Below are 23,573 nucleotides of genomic sequence, written 5' to 3' on the forward strand. Positions count from 1 at the left end.
ACGGCAAGGTGTAAGGACTACGTCCCGCTTACGCGATTGGCAAGGTGGTGATTGCTGTGCCGCCGGAGTACACCACCCAGGAGTGTTCAAGGTGCGGCTACCTGGTGAAGAAGACTTTATCCACTCGCACACACCGATGCCCGCGTTGCGGTCTGGTGCTGTGTCGCGACCACAACGCCGCTCTCAACATCTTGCGCCGAGGTCTAGAACTCTTGGGCATGGTGGGGAACGGTACCTCAGGGCAAAGCGCTCCCCGCCGCTGGCGCGAGGAGGGAACCGCCCCGGAAGGGGGAACGCTTGGGGAGAGCGGCACCGCTGCCATGAAGGGGCAACCTGACATGGTAAGTGCGCTCGTGGAACCAAGAACGAGAATCCCCGGCCTACGGCCCGCTGTCGCGAATGCCCTTCAGGGCGGGGAGTATGTCAACAAGTTGCGGCGGCGGCAGGAGTACGATTAGTTTAGCGCTTCCTCGCCGATCCCTGAGCCGGGAAAAGTAAGCCATGCCTGCCCCGATGATTCTTCTCAACCACGTCAGCAAGGTCTATGCCAACGGCACAGTGGCCTTGCAGGATATGAGCCTAGCCATTCCAGAGGGGCAGTTTGTCAGCTTGGTGGGGCCCTCTGGCTGTGGGAAAAGCACAGTGCTCCGGCTAATTGCCGGCCTAGGGCAGTTGACCAGTGGCTCTATTGAGTGGGGGGGCCGCTGCCAGCAAAACCTCCCCAGCCGCTCGGTGGAACCCAAGTTGGCTTTTGTCTTCCAGGAGCCAGCCCTCCTGCCCTGGGCCACGGTGATGGAGAATGTGCGCTTGCCCCTGAAGTTGGCGGGCGAGCCTAGGGAGAAAGCGGAGCCCAAGGTATTGCAGGCGCTGCGCCAGGTGGGCTTGCAAGGGTTTGAGCGCAGTTTTCCCCGCGAGCTCTCAGGGGGGATGCGCATGCGCGTTTCCATTGCCCGCGCCCTCGTCACCCAGCCCCAGGTGCTGCTCATGGACGAGCCGTTTGGAGCTTTAGACGAGATCACCCGCAGCAAATTAAACAGTGAGCTGCTGGAGCTGTGGCAGGAGCAGCAGTGGACGGTAGTCTTTGTTACCCACAACATTTACGAGGCCGTCTACCTCTCCAACCGTGTCGTGGTCATGGCGGCCCGTCCGGGGCGAGTAGTGGCGGATATCCCCATCGATGCCCCCTACCCTCGGTCAGAAGACTTTCGCACCTCGCCCCTTTACAACGACTACTGTCGGGAGGTGGCAGCCCGTTTGCGCGAAGCTATGGGTAGCACGACTCAGGAGCCTTGCCTACCTCCTCTCTCGGTTGGACGGTTGCGCTGACAGGGTGCCTGCTTTTCTCTATGCTGGATCTTTTCGCCTCCCTTCTCCAGTTCCTGGATCGCCGGCTGGGATCCCTGCTTGTCCTGCCGGAGCGCTGGTCTTGGCATGGGTTGGCTGGGAATCTAAGCAGTGGGGTGAAAGAAAAACTCAGGCCTGGCCCCCGCGGTGAGGCTGAGGTAGCTGGCTCTGGCCTGCCGACTTCTCCCCAGCGGTTGGATCTGGGCAGGTGGCTCAATCCAGATGTGATTGCCCCTGGGATCGTCGGCCTCCTCTTTCTGGGGCTTTGGGAGGTGGCGGTGCGGCTGACAGGGGTTCCCCCTTACCTGTTGCCGGGGCCGGTTTTGGTGGCCAGAACCCTGGTGAAGGAGTGGGGATCCCTTTTTCCTTCGCTGCTGGTTACCTTGCAGGTTACCGTGGTGGCTTTCCTCTTGGCTGCCATCTCTGGGCTGTTGCTGGCCGTTTTGTTTAGCCAGAGCAAATGGATTGAGCGCAGCCTTTTCCCCTATGCGGTGGTTTTGCAGACAACGCCCATCATTTCCATCGCGCCACTCATTATCATCTGGCTGCGCAACAACACCTTTGCGGCCATGGTGGTCTGCGCCTGGATTGTTGCCTTCTTCCCCATTCTCTCCAACACTACCCTGGGGCTAAACAGCGTCGATCACAACCTGCTCAACCTGTTTCAACTGTACAAGGCCAATCGCTGGCAAACTCTGATCTACCTGCGCCTGCCCAGCGCCCTGCCCTATTTCCTCGGGGGCTTGCGCATCAGCGGTGGCCTTTCTCTCATTGGAGCGGTGGTGGCCGAGTTTGTTGCAGGTAGCGGCGGGGAGCGGGCCGGGATCGCCTACCAGATTTTGATCTCCAGCTTCAACTTACAGGTGCCCCGCATGTTTGCGGCTCTGGTGCTGCTGACTGGCCTGGGGATCCTAATCTTTGTGGCCTTGAGCGCCCTGTCCGACAAAATCCTGGGCCACTGGCATGAAAGTGTTGTGCGCCGCGAAAACTAGGGGGGCTGCCTGGTGGCCAACTTGCCAGCGCCAGCAAGCTCCCAACCTAGGGTGTGGACCTATCTCGAAAAGCTCAGGAAAACAAGATAGGATGCCAGGAACCAGATTCGAACTGGTGACACGAGGATTTTCAGTCCTCTGCTCTACCAACTGAGCTATCCCGGCTTTTCGTAGCCCCTATTTTAGGGTGCTCAGGAGGTCTTTGGCAACAGGTAGCGCCCTAGTTTAGCCAAGGAGCTTTTCCAGGGCCTCCAGCTGCGGAATACAGAGGATGTTGCGGTTGCGATCCCGGCGGATCAACTCCTTTCGTTCTAGCTTGGAGAGAACGCGGGTAACGGTCTCCCTAGCTAAGCCGCTTAAGCTACTCAGCTCCCGATGGGGTAAGTTGGGGATTTCCACACCGCTGCGGCTGACCCAGCCCCGGGATTCGGCCAAGAAGAGGAGAATATCGGCAACGCGGGCAACACTGCTGGCCTCGCGCAACTGCAGCCGCCGGTTAAGCTGCCGCAGACGGCGGGACATAAGCTGGGCAAGGCGAATGCCAGCCTGGGCATTGGCAGCCAAGAAAGCTAGAAAATGCTGGGCCGACAGAGAACAAACCTTGGTCGGTGTTAAGGCAACCACATCGCTGGAACGAGGCGCCTCATCCAAAGCGGCCATCTCTCCAAAGATCTCGCCTGGGCCGAGAATGGTGAGGGTAATCTCCCGCCCCTCTGTATCGTGAGTGCGAATCTTGACCCAACCCTCCAGGATGAAATAGACGGTACTGCCCCAGTCATTTTGCAACACGATGGCCTGGTTGACGGCATGGGAGCGCAGCGCCATCTGACGGGCTAGCGGCTCGAGCACCTCGGGGGAAAAGCCTTCAAACAACGGCATCAAGTGCAAATCCTTAGCCGTTACCTCGCTCACTGGTGATCTCCTGCAGTTGCGCTTGCCAATCTTGACTGGTGTCCAACACCGTCAAGTAAGACCGTTCCCCCTCGGAAAAATCCTGCCACTGCGCCTGCTGCTGGGCAAGGAGATCGGCAGTGGCATCGGCAATGTCGGCTAGGTTTCCTCCCTCGACTGTACCTGCGGCCATACGCCGTTGCAGACGCTCACGGAGGACAGGTTCAGGGGCGTAACAGTGGAGGATGCGCAAGGGAATCCCGCACTTTTGGGCCTGTTCAATGGCCATGCCCCGCAGCGCTTGCCGGTCAAACTTGGCGTCCAGAATTACGCTATAACCCTCTCGGGCCAACTCCACGCCCAATTCCACCAGGCGGCGGTAGGTCTTCTCGGTCATCTCTGGCGTATACACCTCCGGCCCCCCCCGCTGCCGCAGAGGGATCCCGGCCAAGTGCTTGCGCACGGCATCGGAGCGGATGTGAATGGCTCCCCGCTGCCGGGCTAGGTACCGGGCCACTGTACTTTTGCCCGCTCCTGACAGGCCAGCCATCAAAAACAACTGTCCCTGTTTGGGAAGCGTGTATTCCCAGGCCAGTCGGTAGTAGCGGGCGGCAGTGTGGAAGGCATTGGCTTTGTCAGCTTCCGCAGCGGCAGGATCGTCCAGCAGAAAAGAGGTAACCTTGGCCCGCACATAGGCCTGGCGATTGAGGTAAATGGGCAAGATCTTCAGTCCTTCCCAGTCACCCGTTTCTTCCAGATAGGTGTTTAAGTAGGCGTTGCCCAGATCAGAACGGTGGCGGGCGTCCAGATCCATCACTGCATAGGATACGTCGTACATCGTATCCACAAAGCGGAAAGCCTCGTTGAACTCGATGCAGTCAAACAGCAAGATCTGGCCTTCCCACCAACAGAGGTTGCCAAGATGCAGATCCCCGTGGCCTTCGCGGATGCGGTCTTGGGCCATCCTCTGGTAAAACAGCTCCTGCCGCTCGGCAAAAAAGCGCTCCGTGTAGGCTTGGGTCTCCTGATACTGCTCAGCCGTCTGGGGACCGCCCACGTAGCGCTGGGTTTGGGCGTAATTTTCGTCGAAGGCCTCCCGTACCCGCTCTGGCCGGCCAAAGCTGCGGATGTAGTCGTTGGTCTCAGCCTGGGCGTGAAAGGCTGCCACCACCCGTCCCAGCTCCTCCATCAAGGCTGGCGTCAGCTCCCCCCGCTCGAGGAGGTTGCTGAAGAGTTGCTCTTGGGGAAATTGCCGCATTTTAAGGGCGTACTCCACCGGCTCGCCACTGCCGCCAAGCTGAAACCGGCCTTGGGTTTGCCCAATGGGCAACACCTGGAGGTAAAGCCCCGGCGCCCCGCGCTGGTTTAGGCGCAGCTCTTCTTGGCAAAAGTGGCGCCGTCGCTCCAGGGTGGAGAAGTTTAGAAAGCCAAAGTCCACGGGCTTCTTTACTTTGTAGGCATAGTCGCCCGTCAGGAGAACATAGGAGATGTGGGTTTGGAGAAGCTGGATCGGCTCCCGCACCGGATGGGGGTAAAACCCCGGCTCCAACATTGCTTGAATGAGGGGCGGCAGGTGGGCACTGGCCATAGAAAACTGGGGATAAGGGATCCCTATTTTCGCTTAGCCTCCAAAGGGCAAAGCAGCCTCTGGGGGTGAAAGGCGAATAATGCTGATCCCTTGCTTAACCAGAGTCTCTTGAGCGGCAGCAGAAAGGGCGTAGGGCCAGACCAAGTATTTGGTGTTGATGTAGTCTTGTCCTCGCTTGGCCAGGCTCACCTGTTCCGAAAGCATGCGCACTTCTGGCCCGCGGGTGATGATGGCTTCGGTGCGGCGGATGCGTTGCATCAGTTGGCTAAACAGCTCTTGGGGCTGCTGCACGAACACCACAATTGCCAGGTCGCAGGGATTGTAGTAGGTGCCGATGCCGCAAAGTAGGAGAGCCTCGCTGGCAAGGACAAGCGTCTCCTCGTCTCCTAGGGCCACCACCGGGTAGAGAAAGGTGCGCACGTCTTCCGGCTGCCAGTGGTTAAAAGAACGGCTATCCACTTCTCCCCGCACCCACGAGGAAATTGGTGGGAAAACCGCTTCGCTCAGCAGCCGATAGACCGTCTGCGGCCGCCCCAGCCAGCAGAGGGCGTTCTCATAGAAGCTCTCGTTCTCCAGCAGGTGAGGGGTAAGTGGGTCAGCCATAGGCGGAGCTGGGCAGGGCCTCCCTTAGCCAGCCTAATCGGGAATAGTTAAGGCAATTTTGCCGAGAACGGATCCCTGCTCCAGCAAGCGGTGGGCAGCAGCCGCTTCGGCCAAAGGAAAGGTGTGGCTGAGACGGATACGCAGTTGGCCTTGGTCGATGAGGCGAGCGCACTGCCTGAGAATCTCTGCCTGATGTTGCTGGGCAGCAACAAGATTCTTCAGCATCGGCGTGAGCATCAGCTCAAAGCCTACCCGTAGGTTGCGGTCACGGGCCACCCGCCAATCGGTCTCCGGAGCAGGCGCCAGCAGCGTGACGAGATCGCCGTACACACGCACAGCCGGAAAGGTCTGCTCCAGTACTGGGCCGCCCAGGGTATCTAGCGCCAGATCCACTCCTTCCCCAGCCGTCCAGTCTAAGACAGCCCGCACAAAGTCAGTCTGGCGGTAGAAGATGGGCAGGTTGGCTCCCAGAGAACGGACGAACTCAGCCTTTTCTGGCGTGCTCACCGTAGTGGCCACCTCGCAGGCCCGCAGACGGGCTAGTTGAATGGCTACATGACCTACCCCTCCGGCGCCGGCGTGGATAAGCACCTTTTGGCCAGCCTGCAGCCGCCCTCGCTCGTAGAGGGCCTCCCAGGCAGTGATCAACACTAGGGGAGCCGCAGCAGCCTCGGCAAAGCTAAGGGTTCTGGGCTTGGGAGCCACAAAGCGCTCATCCACCACGATCAGCTCAGCATAGTTCCCCGGTTGCTTGCCCAGGCCGCCATAGCAGAAGTAGACCTCGTCGCCAACCCGAAACTGCCGCACCCCGGATCCCACCGCTTCCACAACGCCAGCCCCGTCACACCCCAAGATGGCCGGCATCTCTTCTGGGTAGAAGGTACCTCGCCGCCGCAGCTTAGTGTCGATGGGGTTGACGCCAGCAGCCTTGAGACGAACAAGCAGCTCTCGCTCGCCGCGGATCTGGGGATCGGGCACTTCCTGGAGTTGCAAGACCTCCGGCCCGCCGGGCACGTTCATGACAACAGCTTTCATGTTTTCGCTGCCTTTGGCTTGAGTCCACCAACTGCTCCCCTTCTGCCCCCAGCGAGGGAGGCTGTGAGGGACATGCAAAGGGCGACCTTCGCGCTTGGGTTCAACGATGCCGTGCCTTCCTGGAAAGTTAGGACAAGGCTTCGGGCCGCGCCCCACGGCCGCTCTTTCCCTTCCTGGGAGATCCTTAGCGCGCTACCACGATGGTAACGTACCCCCACCAAAGCAAGGGATCTGGGAAGATTCCTGCCCTCTCTATGAGGCTAGATATCGGTTTCACTGAGTTTGGCACTCAGGTAGTCGAAGGGCTCGGCTACAAAGCTGTAGTCCTCGTCGGTGCCAAGCAGCTCTAGGGTGCGCCGCTTCATGTTTTGGATCCCAATGACGGTTGGAGCAATCGGCACACCAAGGGAGTTGTAGGTCTCTCGCAGACCGGCCAAAACGCGCTCGTCCAAAATGCTGTTGTCGCCAGCCACCAGGGCGTAGGAGGCATAGCGCAGGAAGTAGTCCATATCCCGCAGGCAGGTGGCATAGCGGCGGGTAGTGTAGGCGTTGCCCCCTGGGCGGATCAGCTCCGGCACCTCGGCGAACAAGGCTGCCGCCGCCGTCTTGACAATGTCCACCGAGTTGAGGTTGATGACCTGCACAGCTTTGATGCGCCGCAACCCCGAATCGTAAAAGGCCCTAAGAGCGTCCATGGCATCCCGATCCAGGTAGCGGCCTGTCAGGTCGTAGGTTTTGATCAGGGTGGTTATGGCATCGCGCATATCCCCAACTCCGTTTTTGTGGCGTCTTAAAAGGCTAGGTTGAAAAGGCTAGGTTGAAAAATAGAACTCTTCAACTGCTCCCGGCAAGCAAGCTGCACCCACTGAGGCGTTTTCCGCCCTTGGTTGGCTCTCACGCAGTCTACCACACCGGAGGTTTTTCCCCGACAGGGAAATCAGGAATCCGGCAACAGCACCCGCAGCGGCTTGAGCAATCTGCCCTGGCGTTGTCCCAACCCCAAAAACTCTCCCTGGTGGCTTTTCACCCGCAGGGTCTCGGCAGTGGCCTGAGCGGGATCCAGAGGAATGGCCTGACCTTGCTGCCAGCGTCGGCTGTCTGAGGGTGACAGAGAAACTGACTCCCAGCTGGCAAAGCCCCACTCAATGGGCAGCAGGGCAGCAGCAGGATTGGCAGATCCCTGCCACACCTCTAGCGGCCAACTCTCTTCAAGGCGAAAAGGGCCACTTTGCAGCCGCCGCAGCTGGCTCATCAAGCCGCCACAGCCAAGCTTTTCCCCCACATCGCGGGCAAGGGCACGGATGTAGGTGCCGGGGCCACAGGCAATCTCCAGATCCACTTCCGGAAACTCGCCGGGACGCCAGTCCAGGATCTGCAGGTGCCGAATTACCACCCGCCGCGGCTCTAGCCCTAGCTCTGAGGCCTTTGCCCCCGCCCGCGCCAGCTCATAAAGCTTTTTCCCCTGCCGTTTGATGGCGCTGTAAAGAGGCGGCACCTGCCAGATCTCGCCGACAAACTCCCGCAGACATTCCTCCACCTGCTCGCGACTTAGCTCTGGACAAGGGGATCCCACCTCCACCTGCCCCTCGGCATCGTCAGTGTCGCTGCGCTGCCCAAAGCGAAAGGTTGCCCGGTAGACCTTGTCTCCTGGCAAAAACGCCAAAAAGCGCGTCGCCCGCCCCACGGCGATGGGCAAAACTCCCGTTGCCGCCGGATCCAGGGTGCCCCCATGTCCCACCTGGCGGGTGCGCAAGGTTCGCCGCACTGCTGCCACGCAGTCGTGGGAGGTGAGCCCTGCCGGCTTATCCAGATTGAGAAAGCCCTCCAGGGATCCCATAGTTAAGGTTTGTAACTAGGTTGCCGCAGCGCTTAACATGGGGTTGACTTCTGTTGTCAAGTTTGAAGCGCCTATGGCTCAATCCAACGAGTTATCTCAGCCTATCTGGCAACGCCTGCTGATGATTGCCCCGTTTTTCCTTTGGGGTTCGGCAATGGTGGCGATGCGAGATGCCCTCTCTGAGACCACTCCGCTCTTCATTGCCATTCTGAGGCTGTTGCCGGCCGGGATCCTGGTTTTGGCCTTCCGGATCTGGCAGGGGCGGGCCTCCGGAGCGTCTCAGCCCTGGCATCCCCAGGGACTGCAGGGCTGGCTGTGGGTCTTGGCCTTTGCCCTGGTGGACGCCACCTGTTTTCAGGGATTCTTGGCCCAAGGGCTGCAGGAAACCGGCGCCGGCTTGGGATCTGTGCTGATTGACTCGCAACCTCTGGCGGTAGCCCTGCTGGCCACCTGGTTTTACGGGGAGCGGCTGGGGGTGCTGGGCTGGCTGAGCTTGGGGCTAGGAGTTTTCGGCATCGGCCTTATTGGCCTTGGAGGGGGGGGATCCCTGCAGCTAGGAGCTGGCGTTGGCTGGATGTTGCTGGCTTCGCTGTCAATGGCCATCGGCACCGTGATGATGCCCAAGGTGGCAGAGGTGGCGGATCCCGTGTTGGCGACCGGCTGGCACATGGTGCTGGGTAGCCTGCCCTTGATCCTGCTTTCGGCGCTGACAGAAAGCGAGCAGTGGCAGCACCTAAGCGGCATCCATTGGCTGGATCTACTCTACGCCTCGGTGATGGGAAGCGCTGTGGCCTATGCCCTCTTCTTCTACTTTGCCTCCCAGGAAAATCTCACCGAGTTCAGCTCCCTGACCTTTCTCACCCCCGTGTTTGCCCTTTTCTTCGGCAGTACCCTCCTGGGTGAGACCCTCACCCCGCAGCAGTGGGTGGGCGTAGGCGTTACCCTACTCTGCGTGTACGTGATCAACCACCGGCAAAAATGGCAGGAGCGCTTGCCTCTGGTTTGGAAAGGGATCCTGGCCGAGCTGGGCCTTGCCCCTAGCCCTGTCGAAGTTCGCGAGGGGCAGTCTCAGTGAGGGATCCCTCAAGGCTCAGAAACCCCATTGCATCTCGCACCTTTTGGAGGGTTTGCTCGGCCACGGCACGGGCCTTGGCAGCATTTTCCCGCATTAGCTCGTGGAGGTAGCCAGGGTCACTCCAGAGCTCCTGGTAGCGCTTTTGAATGGGCTCTAGAGTGGCGATAATGCTGTCGGCAAGCAGGGGTTTGAACTGCCCCCATCCCATCTCGGCACATTCAGCCGCTACCTCCTCCTTGCTCTTGCCGGAGGTGAGCATGTAGATCGTCAGCAAATTGTGGGCTTCTGGGCGGGCCGGGTCGTCAAAGGTAATGCCTCGGATGGAGTCGGTCTTGGCTTTTTGAATCTTTTTGCGAATGGCATCCGGACTGTCCAGCAGGTGGATGCGGCTGAACTCGGAGGGATCTGACTTGGACATCTTGCGGGTGCCATCGGTCAAGCTCATGATCCGCGCCCCTTGCGGACGAATTAATGCCTCAGGGATGACAAAGGTCTGCCCAAAGCGGTCATTAAAGCGGCGGGCAATGTCCCGACATAGCTCAATATGCTGCCGCTGATCCTCTCCCACGGGCACGTACTTGGGCTGGTAGAGGAGAATGTCCGCCGCCTGCAGAATGGGGTAGCTAAACAGGCCAACACTTGTCTCCTCTCCCTGTTTTTCTTTCTTTTCCTTGTACTGGATCATGCGCTCTGCCCAGTTCATGGGAGTGATAGTGGCAAACAGCCAGGCCAGCTCCGTATGGGCAGGCACATGGGACTGCACAAACAGCACACAATACTCCAGCTTGAGGCCACAGGCCAAATAAAGGGCAAACAGGGAACGGGTGCGCTCCCTCAACAGCTTGGGATCCTGGGGCACAGTGACCGCGTGCTGATCCACAATGCAAAAGAAGTTCTCGTAGTGCTCCTGGTCGGCCACCCAGTTTTTAATCGCCCCTAGGTAATTGCCCAGGTGCAGCTCACCAGAGGGCTGAATGCCGGAAAAGGTGCGCGGCTTGGCCATAGCACTCTCAAAGCCCACAAGACGGCAGACAAAAGCCAAGAAAGTCTTTTTCAGAATACCAAGAGAGTTGCAGCCCTTCCTGACACTCATATGTCAGACCCCCAACCCGAACCGCTCCGCGCTGCCAATCACTACGTGCTGCTGATCCCGGGCCTGCCAGAGCAATTTCTCAGCTCTGAGGAATTGCAGGAGTTCCTCGTGCGGCTGCTTCAAGAACATCCCCATCTGGTGGATGCGGATCTGGCCCGCTACCCCACTCCCCAAGCCCAGGCGCAACGGCTCATCGACACTACTTGTGAACTGGAAGTCTCCCCTGGTGAAACCGTACAGTGGCACCCGGTGCGCCTAAGCAAGCGCCGCTCGGCCTCTTCTGGGCAAAGCTCAACCTAGGGGTTTTGTGGGCGTGGTACAACGCAAAGAAGAGGCACCCTAGGGGAGGTCAACCATGCCCCGCGGCATGAAGAACGACAACTTCATCGACAAAACCTTCACTGTCCTGGCTGATCTAATCCTCAAGTTGCTGCCGGGGGTGAGTTCGGAGGAGAAGAAAGCCTTTGCCTACTACCGAGACGGCATGGCGGCCCAAAGCGAAGGGGAATATGCCGAGGCCCTAGAAAACTACCGCGAGGCTTTGGCTTTAGAGAAGGACGACCAAGACCGCAGCTACATCCTCTACAACATGGGCCTGATTTACCAAAGCACTGGAGACCTGGACAAGGCCCTGGAGTACTACCACCAGGCCCTAGAGCTCAACCCCCGCCTCTGCTCTGCCCTCAACAACATTGCCGTTTTGCTGCACCACAAAGGTGAGCAGAGTCTGCAAGCTGGGGATGAAGAAACGGCTGAGGCCCTATTTGACGAAGCTGCCCGATACTGGATCCGTGCCATTCGCATTGCCCCCAACAACTACATCGAGGCCCAAAACTGGCTCAAAACCACAGGGCGTGCCAACCTGGAGCTCTTTTGAGGTCTGGCTAAGGTAAACTCATCGGTAGCCCATAGGGCCAAGGAAGCAATGCTGACCCGCGAAGAAGTACGCCACGTCGCTCACCTGGCGCGGCTAGAGCTCACTGAGGAGGAGGAAATCCAGTTTACCCAGCAGCTAGCAGATATTCTGGCCTACGTAGAACAGCTTAAAGAGCTGGACACTGAAGGCGTAGAGCCTACTTTCCATGTCCTCGATATCGAGCTGCCCACTCGCCCCGATGAGGTGGAGCCCTACGCCAATGTCGAGGGGATCCTAGCTAACGCCCCCGACCGCGTCGACATGTTCTTCAAGGTGCCCCGCATTTTGGAAGAGGAAAGCTAAAAGCTGCACTCCTGCCGGCCTTCGCCCTAGCGCCAGAGGGCGAACTTTCTGGGGGCTTTGCTACCAACCCCCTTATGCCAGCAAATGCAAGGAGAAGCCTCAGCTCTCCTCTGCGGGGATGGCCTTGACCAGCTACTCCACCCCCTCGATCCGGTCTTCCACTTCCTGATACAGCTCCTGCAGGCGCTCGATGTTGGCTTGGGAAGTTTGCCAGTAGCCACGCCCATGCACCTCCAGCAGGGTGCCGACGATGCGCCGGAAGGAGTGGGGGTTGAGGTTCATGAGGCGCTGCCGCATTGCCTCGTCCTTGATAAAGGTCTCGTTGGCCTCCTCATAGATCCAGTTGTCCACCGCACCTGCCGTGGCCGACCAGCCAGAGGTGTTCACCAGCCGCTTGGCAATCTCCCGCACCCCTTCGTAGCCGTGCTTGAGCATGCCCTCATACCACTTGGGGTTGAGGAGCTTGGTGCGAGCGTCCAGGCGAATGGTCTCGCTCAGGGTGCGGATCTGGGCATTGGGCGTGGTGGTATCGGCAATGTAGGCTGAGGGAGCCTTGCCGTCGGGGCGCAGGCTCTGCACCAGTTTGGTGGGATCCGCATCAAAGTAGTGGCTGACGTCTGTCAGACTAATCTCCGACGAATCCAGGTTTTGGAAGGTTACATCCACCGTCTTCAGGCTGGCCTCAAAAAGCTGCCGCATCTGCTGGTTGGGCAAATTGGAGCCGAAGGCAAAGGACTTGCGGGATAGGTACATCTCCCGCAGCTCGCTTTCGTCCTCCCAAGAGCTGTTTTCCACGGCCAGGCTGATGTTGGCCGAGTAGGAGCCAGAAGCGTTGGAAAAGACCCGCGTTGCCGCCTGCTCCAGAGTCAGCCCCAATTCTTCTGCCTGCTGTAGGGCATGCTTGCGCACAAAGTTCAGCTCCAGCGGCTCATCGGCTAGGGCTGCTAGCTTCACTGCCCGGTCGAGAAGGGCCATTTGGTTGACAAAGAGATCCCGGAATACCCCGGAACAGTTCACCACCACGTCAATGCGGGGCCGCCCCAGCTCCTCCAGGGGGATGAGCTCCACTTTGTTTACCCGCCCCAGGGCATCTGGCTTAGGACGCACCCCCAGCAGGCAGAGCACCTGCGCCAGCGACTCGCCGTAGGTCTTGATGTTGTCCGTGCCCCAGAGCACCACTGAGATGGTCTCCGGGTACCTGCCGCCGTTGGCGCTCAGCTCCCGCGCCAGCAGCCGTTCCACCACAATCTCCGCCGACTTGATGGCCGCTGCCGTGGGGATGGACTGGGGATCCAAAGCATGGATGTTGCGCCCAGTTGGCAAGACGTTGGGGTTGCGGATGGGATCCCCTCCCGGGCCCGGCGGGATGTACTCCCCTTCCAAGGCCCGCAGCAGCGATCCCAGCTCGTAATCTGCCGTAATCTGCTTGAGGCACTCCTCCAGAAACTCAAACAAAGGCTTGAGCAGGTCTGGATCCACCTGCGGGTAGCCCGCCTCCTTCAGGGCCACCAGCCAGGGCGCCTGCCGTCCCATGTTGAAGAAGTTGAGCTTGGCCACGCGCGAGACCCGCCCCTGGGCGTCGGTCTGTTCCCGCACGAGCGCGGCCACTGCTTTATGGCAGGCCTTGTTGATGCGATCCAGCAGCTCTGTATCCGCCAGGTGCCCCCGATCCCGGTTGCGGTAGATTTCGTCGATATCCCGCCCCAGGCTCTGGGCAATGATGCGGGGTAGGCCGAGGATCCCTTCCTCCGGCCGGTCAATGCTGGCAATGCTTACCAAGGTGGCAATCGCCTCTTCTGCTGTGGGGGGCGCCCCAATCACATGCAGCCCACAGGGCAACAGCCGCGACTCAATCTCCATCAGCTTGGCATAGAGCTTGCCCACCACCGTGTCCCGTTCCTCTAGGGTGAGCTGGGCAGCGTCCACCGTCGGCAGCTCCACGTCTTTGTCTAGGTTGACTAGCCGCGCCTTGTCGCAGATGGCGTTGACAATGGCAATGCCCCGCGCCCCCTCCCGCAGGGTTTGGTAAGAGCCAATCAGCTCCCGCAGCTCCTGCAGCCCCTTGTAGAGGCCAGCGTTTTCTGCCGGCGGTGTCAGGTAGCTGATGGTGCAGGCATAGCCCCGCCGCTTGGCGATGGTGGCCTCGCTGGGGTTGTTGGCAGCGTAGTAGTAAAGGTTAGGCAGGGATCCAATCAGGTTATCCGGGTAGCACTCGCTGGACATGCCAATCTGCTTGCCCGGCATGAACTCGAGAGACCCGTGGGTGCCAAAATGGATGACCACGTCGGCTTTCCAAACCTTTTCCAGGTAGGTGTAGTAGGCGGCAAAGCCGTGGTGGGGACTGGCCGACCTGGAAAAAAGTAGCCGCATGGGATCCCCTTCGTAGCCAAAGGTGGGCTGCACCCCGATGAACACGTTGCCAAAGTGCTTGCCGTAAATCAGTAGATTTTGCCCATCGGTGTTCAGGTGCCCTGGAGCTGGCCCCCAGTATTTCTCAATGGCTTTGACGTAGGGGGTCAGGGCCTCGTACTCCCGCACCGACAGCTTGGCCGCTACATTCAGCTCCGGGCTAGCGTACTGAGCTTGGGGATCGTGGAGGATGGACTCCATCAGCTCCTGGGGGGTTTTGGGCAGCTCTGGCCCCAGGTCGTAGCCATTGTGGGCCAGCGCCTGCATCACCCGGTGGATGGAGGCAAACACATCCAGGTAGGCGGCTGTTCCCACATTGCCCTTGTCTGGCGGAAAGCTGAAAATGGTGATGGCAATTTTCTTCTCTATCTTGGGCTTGCGCCGCAGATTGGCCCATTTAATGGCCCGCGCTGCAATCAGCTCAATCCGATCCTGCATCGCGTGAGCTTTGCCGGTGACGGCGTCGCGCCCCGAGAGGATGATTGGCTCAATGGCCCCGTCCAGCTCGGGAATGGCAACTTGCAGCGCCACCTGCACGGGGTGCAGGCCCAAGTCACTGTTGGCCCATTCCTCGGTGGATTGAAACACCAAGGGCAGGGCCACCATATAGGGGCGATTTAGCCGCTTGAGCGTCTCCACTGCCTTGGGGTGATCCTGCCGCGCCGGCCCGCCCACCAGAGCAAACCCGGTTAGCGACACCACTACATCCACAATGGGCGCCGTTTTCTGCTCGTTCCAGAAAAACTCGTTCACTGGCTTGGAGAAGTCCAAGCCGCCGGCAAACACCGGCACCACTCGCGCCCCGCGCGACTCCAGCTCTTGCACCATGGCAACATAGTGGGCATCATCCCCCGTCACCAGGTGGGTGCGCTGCAGCACCAGCCCCACGCAGGGGGCCAAGGGATCCTTCACGTCTTCCGGCAGATCCTCGCGGGCATTGTACCAGTCCCAGTACTCCGCCAGGCTGGCAAACATTTGTGGTGCCAGCGGGTGCCAGATACCCATCTCCAAGTAGGTGACGGGCTCAGCAAAGGAGAGCTGCCCCCGCATCCCTGGCAGGTAGCGATCCGCCAGCATGAGCAAAAAGTTCTCCAGGTTCTCCCGGGATCCGCCCAGCCAGTACTGGAAGCTGAGCATGAAGTTGCGGGCATCCTGCGCCTTGTCGAAGGGCAAGTACTTCAACACCTTGGGCAGGGTCTGCAGCAGCTTCAGCATCCCCTCTTGGAAGCTGGATCCCTGCTGGCGCTTGCGCATGAACTGGGCAATGGCGCTCTTGGACTGCCCTAGCTGCGCCATGGAGAAGGATCCCAGCTTATTAAGGCGCATCACCTCCGGCATGGAGGGGAAGACCACCACCGCATCCAGCCGCTCCCGCAGGGGCTCCACCGCCTGCACTACTTTCTGGGCAATGTCTTCGATAAAAATCAGGGATCCAATAAAGACATTGGCCGTCTCCAGATCCCGCTGGAAAGCCTCATACCCCGAGGGATCCCGCAGCTCCTCCACCAAGTACCCCGACAGCTCCACCGCCAGCTTAGGGTTGTGGGCATTGATGCGCTGCACCGCCGCCGTCAGGGCGCTCTGATACTGCGGCTCCAACACCACGTACACCACCTTCATCAAGCGGCGATCCCCCACCTCAGCAGGGGCAACGTGGCGGGTGATGGGCTTAACCAGAGTAAACATGCGGTCGCTCTCCGTCCGGTGATGCAAACAGCCTACGGGTAAGCATTATCCCCTATGACCTGTTTCCCGTTCTACCCGAGAAACGGATCCCTGCTGGGGGCACGGAGGCAGGGCTGTAACAATTCGAAATAACCTTTGAGCCTCTGTAAGGGCAGAGGGATCTGATCACTCTGTGGGAGCCTTTCGCGTTACCCTTAGCAAGGGAGCAGTGCATTACGTTGTCTACGTTAAGGCTGCAGAGGATTGTTGAAGCAGAAGAGGATCGGCTAGGGTGAGTGAAGCGGAGTTAGCAGAACTTGTTTTGACTAAGCTTAAAGAAGCTGGGTTCGTAGTAACAGATGAAGGTAAGCTACGCCCTTCTGTCCTTGGTAAGGAGAGCTTGCGGCGGGTACACAGGCCTGCTCTTCAGTTAGAAATCGCTAACCGGCAAGATTGGCTTCGCCAATATCTTCCTAAATACCTCACCTTCTTCGCAGATGGTAACGAGATTATACCTGAGCGCATTGATCCGGTTTTAGTTGAGGTTACCAAACAGCAGCACCATGACCTCTTCCGCATAGCTCGGCTACTCTGGTCTATCCCGTTCTCCAAGGGATATGGGCGCCGCTCCCGGTTTCTAATCATAGACAAAGCTAATGACAAGCTGATCGGTCTGTTAGCTCTGCAGTCCCCGCCTCTTAGTTTTCCAGCTCGCGATCGTCTGTTTTGCTACCCCCCTGGCAAAAAAACGGAGATGGTTAACCAGACAATGGATATTCAAACTTTGGGCGCTGTGCCACCATATAACCGTCTCCTAGGTGGAAAACTGGTAGCGTTGGCAGCAGCGTCAAATGAGGTTCGACAAGCCTACTGGCACAAATACCTGGGTCGTGTGACTGAAATCGAACAGCGCATCCTAAAACCTCACCTAGTTGCACTTACAACCACAAGTGCTTTTGGAAGAAGTAGCCTGTATAACCGCCTGAGTTACAAAGGAATTCTTATAGCTAAGTCTATTGGCTATACCGAAGGATACGGAGCTTTTCACCTAGCGGAACTTTATCCACTATTCCGAGAGTTTTTAGAAAACCAAGGCATTTCGACTCGCGGTGGCTTTGGTAGTGGGCCAAGGCGGAAATGGCAAATAATAGTGAAAGCCCTCAGACGGCTAGGTCTTTCAGATCAGCTCCTCTACCATGGCATAAAGCGGGAAGTGTTTCTGTTTCGCCTGGTGGACAATCTGGAAGCATACATGGAAGGCCGTGACACTGAACCAATCTATCGCAATTTGCCATTCTCGGAACTGGTCGCCTGGTGGCGGGAGCGCTGGCTGCTGCCGCGAGCAGGGCGAGTGGATGGATGGCGGGCTTGGCGCAAAGAGGAAATCAAGAATATACTTCTGATGGAACAGAATAAGGCCACAGAGTAAAGATGGAGTAATTTGTAATGGAATCTGGAGAGCGTCCCTTTGGTGAACTTCCTGCTGCTTTAGTTGATGAGGCTCTCAAACGCACAGCGGATCTTAGTCAGAAACTGCTGGATAATTTTGAGCAAGTACGCACTCGTCGCGAGGAATGGCGAGAGGGCCTCAAGAGAGCAGGCTTGCTTCATCGCGATGCCGAGGTTCCCTATACGTCTGTTCCAACAACCTGCGGTGTAGATGGTTCCTATGCTGTTGAGCGATTGTTAGCCAGCGACCTGATTGCAGCAGCTGCTGTGGCTGTCGAAGGCTTGACGCCACCTTCAGAAACGCGCTACTGGCCCGAACCTCGCCACCGAATTTGGATAGAGACGGAGGCGCACGAAGCCGAAACGGGCACCATCCTGCGTGCTCTGATGATCGGTATGGAGTTAGAACTGGCAGCACAAGCGCCGCACGAGGTTGTCTTTATAGATGGCTCTCTCACGACCCCTCTCATTTACTTTAATCAGGCGTTGAACAAGAGTCAGGATGCTTTACATTTGCATACGACGGCCCGTTTTCTTGGGGGCGTGCTCTCGTTCCTGGAAGCTTACCGAACAGTATTGGCCTCAGATCGAAGCGACCGTTGCTGGGTAGCGATACCCAAATATACGACAAGACGGGAAATTGGCCAGAAAATGGGCTGGCCTGATACCCACGACGATCGCGGACTTCTAAGTTTTGTGCTGGAGCCGGGTGAATACACAGGCCCTATGGTTCTCCAACAGCCTTCTCAACCCTGGCACTTGAATCTGGATCCACTCGCATCTAATCTCAAGCAAGAAGCAGAAGGCGTAACAAGGGAGATTGTTGCTCTACTGGATGAAATCCGGGTCGTTTATTATCGTCCTTATCCCTGGCTTCCCGCTCTTCGAGTGGAGATGAACCCGAGGGTATCTGAAAATCGGGCGCGCCTGGCCACAGTGCTCCATGGCATTCGTCATCAATGCGGTACACCGGCGGTCATGGAGCCCTACCCCCTCTACATGGCGGATCGTATGGTCAAGCACTTGCCCAAGGCCATCCCTACGTTTCGGCAGGTTACCAGCCAGCATATCGCTGAGACGTATTTGGGGGACATTAGTGAGGTTTTTCTAGGCCTGCATGGTTATCGCACCGAGTCAGGAGCCTGATCCTATGCCAACGAATAATCTTGATCAGCTTGTGGATGCAGCGGAACGGATTGGCGTGGTGGGGTCACCATCCTCTACCAGTGAATTGGCGCTGGACATCTTGGCCGGAGCCGTCAGCAAGAAGCTTGTGGGGGAACTGGCCCTGTTTCGCTATTACCAGGATGGGCTTTCTCATTATGCTTTGGGACAGATTACTGAGGTGAAACTGCGCAATGTCTGGCACGAAGACCCCACCATGCGCAGCCTGATTCGTCAGCGTGGGCGGGTGGATACAGTCAGCGAACGCCAGGATACCCATACAGGGGAGATGACGATCAGCGCCGTCTTCTCTGCTGAATCCAATGGCTACCGTCCCAGTATCCTGGGCACTGTCCCGGCTACAGGCACGCCCATTCATCTTGTCAATGATGCCGTTTTATCCGAATTGCTCTCGCCCTATCGTGACCAGCTTTTCTACCTGGGGCATGTCTATGGCTCAAAACCGCTTTTGCCCCTTTGGTTCAAACATTTCGACACTGGTCCCCAGGGTGCTGGCGAAGCCTACCATCTGGGCATTTTTGGCAAAACCGGTTCTGGAAAGTCGGTGCTGGCTAAGATGATCGTGCTGGCCTATGCCCGCTATCCCGGGATGGCACTCCTGGTCATTGATCCGCAGGGTGAATTTGCTAAAGAGGCGAGAGGTGAGGCAGTTCCAGGCGCATTCCAGTTGCGAATGAAAGAAGTCCTGGACAGGCTTGGAAAGCCGACCAATGTGTATAGCGTGAGGAATTTGGTGCTGGACCGGTGGAACTTGTTTGAACAGATCCTCTTGGAGTCAGGATTCTTTCAGCGGCTTGGCGTTAAAGCAGTCGAAAACCAGCGTCAGGCCGCAGAGGCCATAAGTGAGCAGTTGCAGAAAGACGGTGTACATCTTGCCAAGTTACACAAACGTGAGAGTTTCGATAAAGCGTGGGGATATTTGCAGGAAGAGCGTATTCAGGTGCGATTTTATGGTTCGAAGGAGGCTAGGGAACGAGTCCGTCAGCAGATGGCTGGTGCCAATCAGAATGACCTATATCAGACAATTTGGCTTCCTGTTACGCAACTGTTTCGTGAAGATCGATCAGGAGCACAGAAAGTAGAGCAGCTGTTGGCCAGCCTGTTTAACTCTGATCGAAATCAGCGGCCTCTCGTCGTGATAGACTTGTCTATAGAACAGGCAACTCAAACTGCTGCGAGTTGGAATACGCTCCCCCTTTTTGGTGGAGATCAATCCCAGCCGCAAAGTACTCCCTTGTTCTGGAATGAGACGATACAAGCGCTGGTGATCAAACGGCTATTGGAAGGTACTCGCACAGCGGCAGAATATGCCTATCGGCAAAGCCAAGGTCTCAACACACTGGTGCTGATAGATGAAGCTCACCGCCTTGCACCTCGTGAAGAACCTGAGAGTGAAGAGAAGAAAGCTGTACGGGACATCTTGATTGATGCGGCACGCACCACTCGTAAGTACGGAGTAGGCTGGCTATTCATCAGCCAGACCCTCTCTAGCCTGCACCGAGAGATTTTGGAGCAGCTGCGCATCCTTTTCTTTGGCTTCGGCTTAGGTATGGGAGCTGAATTCAAGACATTGAGTGAGCTAGTAGGTGGGCGTAGCAAAGCCCTTGATCTCTATCAGCTATTCCGTGACCCACACTCGTCCTTTGACACTGAAAGCCGAGAGTACTCATTTATGACCATTGGCCCAGTTTCTCCTCTCTCGTTTGCGGGTACACCGTTGTTCTTCAACGCTTTTAGCAATGCCGACGAGTTTTTAGGGGCCAATAAGCTGTAAAGAGCACGATGAAGTTAAGGGGATCCATCAACTACCTCCAAGTACACTAAGAAACCCAGCCCCCGGAAACGTGACTGCCTGATTCTAGAAGCAGTGACAGCGAGGCAGCCTGGCAAGCCACGGGGGCTATGCTAGGCCGGGAGGTTAGTCTTGAAGCTGAGATGCGCGCTCACTACCTGCAACATGTGCCGTTTGAGGGTCTTGGCTACATAGAGTCCTGGCTTAGAGCCAAGGGATACCCTGTAACAGGCACAAAGTTTTTTGAATCGACGAGATTGCCGAGCCTGGATGAATTTGACATACTCATCGTCATGGGTGGCCCTATGAGTGCCAATGACGAAAGCACGTTTCCTTGGCTGGTCCAGGAGAAAGAGTTCATCCGCAATGCTATCGAGGCTGGCAAGTCTATTTTGGGCATCTGCCTGGGGGCGCAACTGATTGCCAGCGCAATGGGGGCTCGGGTGTTTCCCAATCCTGTCAAGGAAATAGGCTGGTGGCCGGTGCAAGGGATCCAACCGGCTAACGAGCTGTCCTTTCGCTTCCCGCCTTCGATTGAGGTTTTTCACTGGCACGGGGAAACTTTCGAGCTGCCGCCCGGTGCAATTCACCTTGCCAAAAGCGAAGGCTGTGAGAATCAGGCCTTTCAGCTTGGACGCTCAGTGATCGGCCTCCAGTTTCACTTGGAAACCACGCCAGAACTGGTGCAAGGGCTTGTCTCCAACTGCGGCGACGAACTATTGCCATCTACCTATGTGCAGTCAGAGGCAGAAATCCTCTCAGCCTCCCCTGAGAAGTACCAAGCCATAAACCGTCTAATGGGCGAGGTCCTCTCCTTTCTCTGTCGTTGCAATCCCTAGCCCAGTGCCACGCTCTAGAGGGCGGCTAGATTTGTAAAATGCGGATCTGCAAGCCCAAGTTGCCAAGGAACTAGACGTGGGCCATCAAGTTCTAGGGCTGGGGATCGCAGGTCGGTCGGCTGCACGGCTGCTGCGAGCGCAAGGAAAAGAGGTTTGGGTCTGGGACGAGCAGGACTCGGAGATCTTGCGGCAACGGCAGGCGGATCTGGAACGAGAGGGGATCTCTGTCCACTTGGGCCAGCCTTTTCAACTGCTGCCAGGGGTGGAGCAAGTGGTGGTTAGCCCCGGCATTGCCTGGGATCACCCGCTGCTGCAAGAGGCACGTCGGCAAGGGATCGAGGTGTTGGGAGAGGCAGAGCTGGCCTGGCAGTTCCTAGAGCATCTGCCTTGGGTGGGGATCACGGGCACCAACGGCAAAAGCACCACCACGGCCCTGGTGGCGGAGATGTTCAAGGCGGCGGGGCTGGAAGGGATCCCTTGCGGCAACATTGGCTTGCCCCTGTCCCAAGTGGCTCTGGAGACTTGGCAAGGGCAGCGTCGGCCAGATTGGATCGTGGCAGAGCTGAGCAGCTACCAACTGGAGGCCAGCAGCCGCCTGATGAAGAGCTCCCCTGGCAGCCCACCCCGCATTGGAGTGTGGACAACTTTCACCCCAGATCACCTAGAGCGGCACGGCACGCTGGAGCGCTATGCCAGCTTTAAGGCGCGGCTGCTGGAGCGGGCCCAGTGGCGGGTGGTCAATGGCGAGGACCCCTACCTCTTTCGCCGGCGGCGAGACTGGGAAAAGACCTACTGGGTTTCGCTGCAGGATCCACAAGCGGATGTCTTCCTGCGAGGGAGCACGCTTTACATCCAGGGGGAGGCGGTGGCGGAGCTGGAGGACTTTGCCGAGCGCTGCCCTGGCTCACACAACTTGCAAAACTTGCTCTTGGCAGCAGCGGCTGCTCATCTAGCCGGGATCCCCAGCGCTGCCCTTCAAGCCGCCATCCGCTCTTTTGCCGGCATGCCCCATCGGCTGGAACGGGTGGCCCAAATCCGGGTGGGATCCACCCCCATCCGCTTTGTCAACGACAGCAAGGCCACCAACTACGAGGCCGGCTGGGTCGCGCTCAACGCCCTCTCCCCGCCCATTATCCTCATTGCCGGGGGAAGGGCCAAACAGGGGGATCCCTCGGCCTGGCTGCGGCTTATTCAGGCCAAGGTGGCCCGCGTGTTGCTCATTGGGGAGGCTGCTCCTAAGCTGGCCAAGGCTCTTCAGGAAATCCGCTATACTGACGTCGAGATCCTGCCGACCCTAGATGTGGCGGTGGAAAGGGCCTTTGCAGCCGCCTGCTCCCTAGCGCAAGCTCTAGCCAATCCAGCTCAGCCCATCACCGTTTTGCTGTCGCCCGCTTGTGCCAGCTTTGACCAGTACCCCAGCTTCGAGCACCGTGGCCACCACTTTCGAGCCTGCTGCCAAGCCCTGGTGGGATCCCTGGAACGCTGAAGCGCGCTGGCTGCGTTGGCTGACGCTGGTCTGGCTGGGGATAGGGCTGGCGGTATTGTTTTCGGCCTCCTATCCGGTGGCGCAGCAGACTACCGGCGATGGCCTCTACTTTTTCAAGCGCCAGTTGCTTTGGGCGGGGCTGGGGCTGGCCTGCTTTACCCTCTTGGTGCGTATCCCCTTGCAGCGCTGGTTCCCCTGGGCCGGGATCCTCTGCCTGCTGGGCATTGGCTTGGTCTGGGCTACCCAGGTGCCGGGGCTAGGGGTTTCCCGCCTGGATGCCACTCGCTGGCTGGATTTGAAGGTGATCCCTGTCATCCAGCCTTCGGAACTGCTCAAGCCCCTGCTGGTGCTCCAGGGAGCTTGGGTGTTTGGCCGTTGGTTCGAGCATCCCCGCTGGTTTCGTAGAGTCTGGGTTGGGCTCTTTGCTTTGGGGCTGGTGGGGATCCTCACCCAGCCCAACTTGGGCACCACTGCCATCTGCGGTCTTACTCTCTGGGTTATGGCCTGGACGGCTGGGGTCCCCCTCTTCGCCCTTTTGGCTACGGCAGGCCTGGGGACGCTAGCAGCAGTGGTGAGCATCCTCAGCAAAGACTACCAACGGCGGCGCATCCTGGCTTTTTTGGATCCCTGGGGCAATGCCCGAGGAGATGGCTACCAGTTGGTGCAAAGCCTCTTGGCTATTGGCTCAGGGGGGTGGTGGGGCAAAGGCTACGGTCTTTCTCAACAAAAGCTGTTCTACTTGCCCATCCAGTACACGGACTTCATCTTTGCGGTCTATGCGGAGGAGTTTGGCCTAGTGGGATCCCTCTTCTTCCTGGTGCTGTTGGGCTCCTATACCTGGGTGAGCTTGCGAGTCATGTGGCGCTGCCCGGATCTGCCCACTCGTCTAGTGGCCTGTGGCTGCTTAATGTTTCTGGTGGGCCAGGCCTTGCTCAACATCGGCGTGGTGAGCGGGATGCTGCCAACTACAGGGGTGCCCCTGCCTCTAGTGAGCTATGGGGGTAGCTCGATTCTCTCGGCGCTGATCATGGCGGGGCTGCTGGTGCGCGCTGCCCGCGAGGTCGGCTGACC

21 protein-coding genes and 1 tRNA gene are annotated in these 23,573 nt (G+C 58.3%); 13 read left to right on the forward strand and 9 right to left on the reverse strand.

Features of this window, described 5'->3' with window-relative positions; translation table 11 throughout:
• Positions 1-44 precede the first annotated feature (44 nt).
• From NW808_RS01935 to NW808_RS01945, 3 genes are read left to right on the forward strand one after another with little or no spacing between them, the layout of a single operon-like run.
• Positions 45-458 carry a zinc ribbon domain-containing protein gene (locus tag NW808_RS01935; RefSeq protein WP_414420097.1) on the forward strand — a complete coding sequence of 138 codons (414 nt, stop codon included), beginning with the start codon at positions 45-47 and terminating at the stop codon, positions 456-458.
• Between the two features lie 43 nt (positions 459-501).
• Positions 502-1,326 (forward strand): ABC transporter ATP-binding protein, encoded by an 825-nt coding sequence (locus NW808_RS01940; protein WP_414420098.1) that lies wholly within the window; start codon positions 502-504, stop codon positions 1,324-1,326.
• Positions 1,327-1,346: 20 nt separating this feature from the next.
• Positions 1,347-2,336, forward strand: a complete 990-nt coding sequence (locus NW808_RS01945; protein ID WP_414420099.1) for an ABC transporter permease — start codon at positions 1,347-1,349, stop codon at positions 2,334-2,336.
• Positions 2,337-2,428: 92 nt separating this feature from the next.
• On the opposite strand, the gene NW808_RS01950 is transcribed toward NW808_RS01945, so the two are convergent.
• From NW808_RS01950 to truB, 7 genes are all read right to left on the reverse strand, one after another.
• Positions 2,429-2,501: transfer RNA gene (locus NW808_RS01950), tRNA-Phe, on the reverse strand.
• 60 nt (positions 2,502-2,561) lie between these two features.
• The gene (locus NW808_RS01955) at positions 2,562-3,215 is read right to left on the reverse strand and encodes a Crp/Fnr family transcriptional regulator (RefSeq protein WP_414420100.1); all 654 of its coding nucleotides are present in this window, start codon (positions 3,213-3,215) and stop codon (positions 2,562-2,564) included.
• A gap of 13 nt (positions 3,216-3,228) precedes the next feature.
• On the reverse strand, positions 3,229-4,815 hold the full coding sequence (locus NW808_RS01960) for an AAA family ATPase (protein ID WP_414420101.1): 1,587 nt from the start codon (positions 4,813-4,815) through the stop codon (positions 3,229-3,231).
• Between the two features lie 33 nt (positions 4,816-4,848).
• Complete coding sequence (locus NW808_RS01965) at positions 4,849-5,418, reverse strand: hypothetical protein (protein ID WP_414396817.1); 570 nt, start codon at positions 5,416-5,418, stop codon at positions 4,849-4,851.
• A 33-nt stretch (positions 5,419-5,451) separates the two neighbouring features.
• Positions 5,452-6,453 carry a zinc-dependent alcohol dehydrogenase family protein gene (locus tag NW808_RS01970; RefSeq protein ID WP_414396815.1) on the reverse strand — a complete coding sequence of 334 codons (1,002 nt, stop codon included), beginning with the start codon at positions 6,451-6,453 and terminating at the stop codon, positions 5,452-5,454.
• 260 nt (positions 6,454-6,713) lie between these two features.
• Positions 6,714-7,217, reverse strand: coding sequence for an allophycocyanin subunit beta (gene apcB / locus NW808_RS01975; RefSeq protein WP_414396814.1), 504 nt, complete (start codon positions 7,215-7,217; stop codon positions 6,714-6,716).
• A gap of 173 nt (positions 7,218-7,390) precedes the next feature.
• Entirely contained in the window at positions 7,391-8,290 is a 900-nt protein-coding gene (gene truB / locus NW808_RS01980) for a tRNA pseudouridine(55) synthase TruB (protein WP_414410068.1), read from the reverse strand.
• A 73-nt stretch (positions 8,291-8,363) separates the two neighbouring features.
• On the opposite strand from truB, the gene NW808_RS01985 reads away from it, so the two are divergent.
• On the forward strand, positions 8,364-9,365 hold the full coding sequence (locus NW808_RS01985) for a DMT family transporter (RefSeq protein WP_414420102.1): 1,002 nt from the start codon (positions 8,364-8,366) through the stop codon (positions 9,363-9,365).
• On the opposite strand, the gene trpS is transcribed toward NW808_RS01985, so the two are convergent.
• Entirely contained in the window at positions 9,328-10,368 is a 1,041-nt protein-coding gene (gene trpS / locus NW808_RS01990; RefSeq protein ID WP_414420124.1) for a tryptophan--tRNA ligase, read from the reverse strand. The two genes, NW808_RS01985 and trpS, sit on opposite strands and share 38 nt — an antisense overlap.
• A 90-nt stretch (positions 10,369-10,458) precedes the next feature.
• Between trpS and NW808_RS01995 the strand changes: the two genes are divergently transcribed.
• Genes NW808_RS01995 through gatC form a run of 3 tightly spaced genes read left to right on the forward strand, consistent with a single transcriptional unit; the run spans position 10,459 to position 11,677 of the window.
• Positions 10,459-10,758 carry a chlororespiratory reduction protein 7 gene (locus NW808_RS01995; protein ID WP_414410066.1) on the forward strand — a complete coding sequence of 100 codons (300 nt, stop codon included), beginning with the start codon at positions 10,459-10,461 and terminating at the stop codon, positions 10,756-10,758.
• A gap of 55 nt (positions 10,759-10,813) precedes the next feature.
• Complete coding sequence (locus tag NW808_RS02000; RefSeq protein ID WP_414396804.1) at positions 10,814-11,335, forward strand: photosystem I assembly protein Ycf3; 522 nt, start codon at positions 10,814-10,816, stop codon at positions 11,333-11,335.
• Positions 11,336-11,383: 48 nt separating this feature from the next.
• Positions 11,384-11,677 (forward strand): Asp-tRNA(Asn)/Glu-tRNA(Gln) amidotransferase subunit GatC, encoded by a 294-nt coding sequence (gene gatC, locus NW808_RS02005; protein WP_414396802.1) that lies wholly within the window; start codon positions 11,384-11,386, stop codon positions 11,675-11,677.
• 132 nt (positions 11,678-11,809) lie between these two features.
• Here the strand turns inward: gatC and NW808_RS02010 are convergent, their stop codons facing one another.
• On the reverse strand, positions 11,810-15,772 hold the full coding sequence (locus tag NW808_RS02010) for a magnesium chelatase subunit H (RefSeq protein ID WP_414420103.1): 3,963 nt from the start codon (positions 15,770-15,772) through the stop codon (positions 11,810-11,812).
• A 271-nt stretch (positions 15,773-16,043) separates the two neighbouring features.
• Between NW808_RS02010 and NW808_RS02015 the strand changes: the two genes are divergently transcribed.
• From NW808_RS02015 to NW808_RS02040, 6 genes are all read left to right on the forward strand, one after another.
• Positions 16,044-17,180 carry a Druantia anti-phage system protein DruA gene (locus tag NW808_RS02015; protein ID WP_414396797.1) on the forward strand — a complete coding sequence of 379 codons (1,137 nt, stop codon included), beginning with the start codon at positions 16,044-16,046 and terminating at the stop codon, positions 17,178-17,180.
• A 17-nt stretch (positions 17,181-17,197) separates the two neighbouring features.
• Positions 17,198-18,346 (forward strand): DNA double-strand break repair nuclease NurA, encoded by a 1,149-nt coding sequence (locus NW808_RS02020; protein ID WP_414420104.1) that lies wholly within the window; start codon positions 17,198-17,200, stop codon positions 18,344-18,346.
• Between the two features lie 4 nt (positions 18,347-18,350).
• Positions 18,351-20,159 (forward strand): ATP-binding protein, encoded by a 1,809-nt coding sequence (locus tag NW808_RS02025; RefSeq protein WP_414420105.1) that lies wholly within the window; start codon positions 18,351-18,353, stop codon positions 20,157-20,159.
• A gap of 161 nt (positions 20,160-20,320) precedes the next feature.
• On the forward strand, positions 20,321-21,016 hold the full coding sequence (locus NW808_RS02030) for a type 1 glutamine amidotransferase (protein ID WP_414420125.1): 696 nt from the start codon (positions 20,321-20,323) through the stop codon (positions 21,014-21,016).
• A 76-nt stretch (positions 21,017-21,092) separates the two neighbouring features.
• Positions 21,093-22,502, forward strand: coding sequence for a UDP-N-acetylmuramoyl-L-alanine--D-glutamate ligase (murD, locus tag NW808_RS02035; protein ID WP_414420106.1), 1,410 nt, complete (start codon positions 21,093-21,095; stop codon positions 22,500-22,502).
• On the forward strand, positions 22,447-23,571 hold the full coding sequence (locus NW808_RS02040; RefSeq protein ID WP_414420107.1) for an FtsW/RodA/SpoVE family cell cycle protein: 1,125 nt from the start codon (positions 22,447-22,449) through the stop codon (positions 23,569-23,571). The genes murD and NW808_RS02040 overlap by 56 nt, the downstream gene beginning before the upstream one ends.
• Positions 23,572-23,573: the final 2 nt, after the last annotated feature.

The organism is Synechococcus sp. W70.1, assembly GCF_047461515.1.
Lineage (GTDB): Bacteria > Cyanobacteriota > Cyanobacteriia > Thermostichales > Thermostichaceae > Thermostichus.

Excerpts from the sequence above, each read along its gene's own strand:
- NW808_RS02010 (WP_414420103.1), bottom strand. The coding sequence starts at position 15,772 with ATGTTTACTCTGGTTAAGCCCATCACCCGCCACGTTGCCCCTGCTGAG.
- NW808_RS01970 (WP_414396815.1), bottom strand. The coding sequence starts at position 6,453 with ATGAAAGCTGTTGTCATGAACGTGCCCGGCGGGCCGGAGGTCTTGCAA.
- gatC (WP_414396802.1), top strand. The coding sequence starts at position 11,384 with ATGCTGACCCGCGAAGAAGTACGCCACGTCGCTCACCTGGCGCGGCTA.
- NW808_RS01955 (WP_414420100.1), bottom strand. The coding sequence starts at position 3,215 with ATGCCGTTGTTTGAAGGCTTTTCCCCCGAGGTGCTCGAGCCGCTAGCC.
- truB (WP_414410068.1), bottom strand. The coding sequence starts at position 8,290 with ATGGGATCCCTGGAGGGCTTTCTCAATCTGGATAAGCCGGCAGGGCTC.
- NW808_RS01995 (WP_414410066.1), top strand. The coding sequence starts at position 10,459 with ATGTCAGACCCCCAACCCGAACCGCTCCGCGCTGCCAATCACTACGTG.
- apcB (WP_414396814.1), bottom strand. The coding sequence starts at position 7,217 with ATGCGCGATGCCATAACCACCCTGATCAAAACCTACGACCTGACAGGC.
- NW808_RS01945 (WP_414420099.1), top strand. The coding sequence starts at position 1,347 with ATGCTGGATCTTTTCGCCTCCCTTCTCCAGTTCCTGGATCGCCGGCTG.
- NW808_RS01985 (WP_414420102.1), top strand. The coding sequence starts at position 8,364 with ATGGCTCAATCCAACGAGTTATCTCAGCCTATCTGGCAACGCCTGCTG.
- NW808_RS01960 (WP_414420101.1), bottom strand. The coding sequence starts at position 4,815 with ATGGCCAGTGCCCACCTGCCGCCCCTCATTCAAGCAATGTTGGAGCCG.
- NW808_RS02000 (WP_414396804.1), top strand. The coding sequence starts at position 10,814 with ATGCCCCGCGGCATGAAGAACGACAACTTCATCGACAAAACCTTCACT.
- NW808_RS02030 (WP_414420125.1), top strand. The coding sequence starts at position 20,321 with ATGCGCGCTCACTACCTGCAACATGTGCCGTTTGAGGGTCTTGGCTAC.
- trpS (WP_414420124.1), bottom strand. The coding sequence starts at position 10,368 with ATGGCCAAGCCGCGCACCTTTTCCGGCATTCAGCCCTCTGGTGAGCTG.
- NW808_RS02025 (WP_414420105.1), top strand. The coding sequence starts at position 18,351 with ATGCCAACGAATAATCTTGATCAGCTTGTGGATGCAGCGGAACGGATT.
- NW808_RS01940 (WP_414420098.1), top strand. The coding sequence starts at position 502 with ATGCCTGCCCCGATGATTCTTCTCAACCACGTCAGCAAGGTCTATGCC.
- NW808_RS01965 (WP_414396817.1), bottom strand. The coding sequence starts at position 5,418 with ATGGCTGACCCACTTACCCCTCACCTGCTGGAGAACGAGAGCTTCTAT.
- NW808_RS02020 (WP_414420104.1), top strand. The coding sequence starts at position 17,198 with ATGGAATCTGGAGAGCGTCCCTTTGGTGAACTTCCTGCTGCTTTAGTT.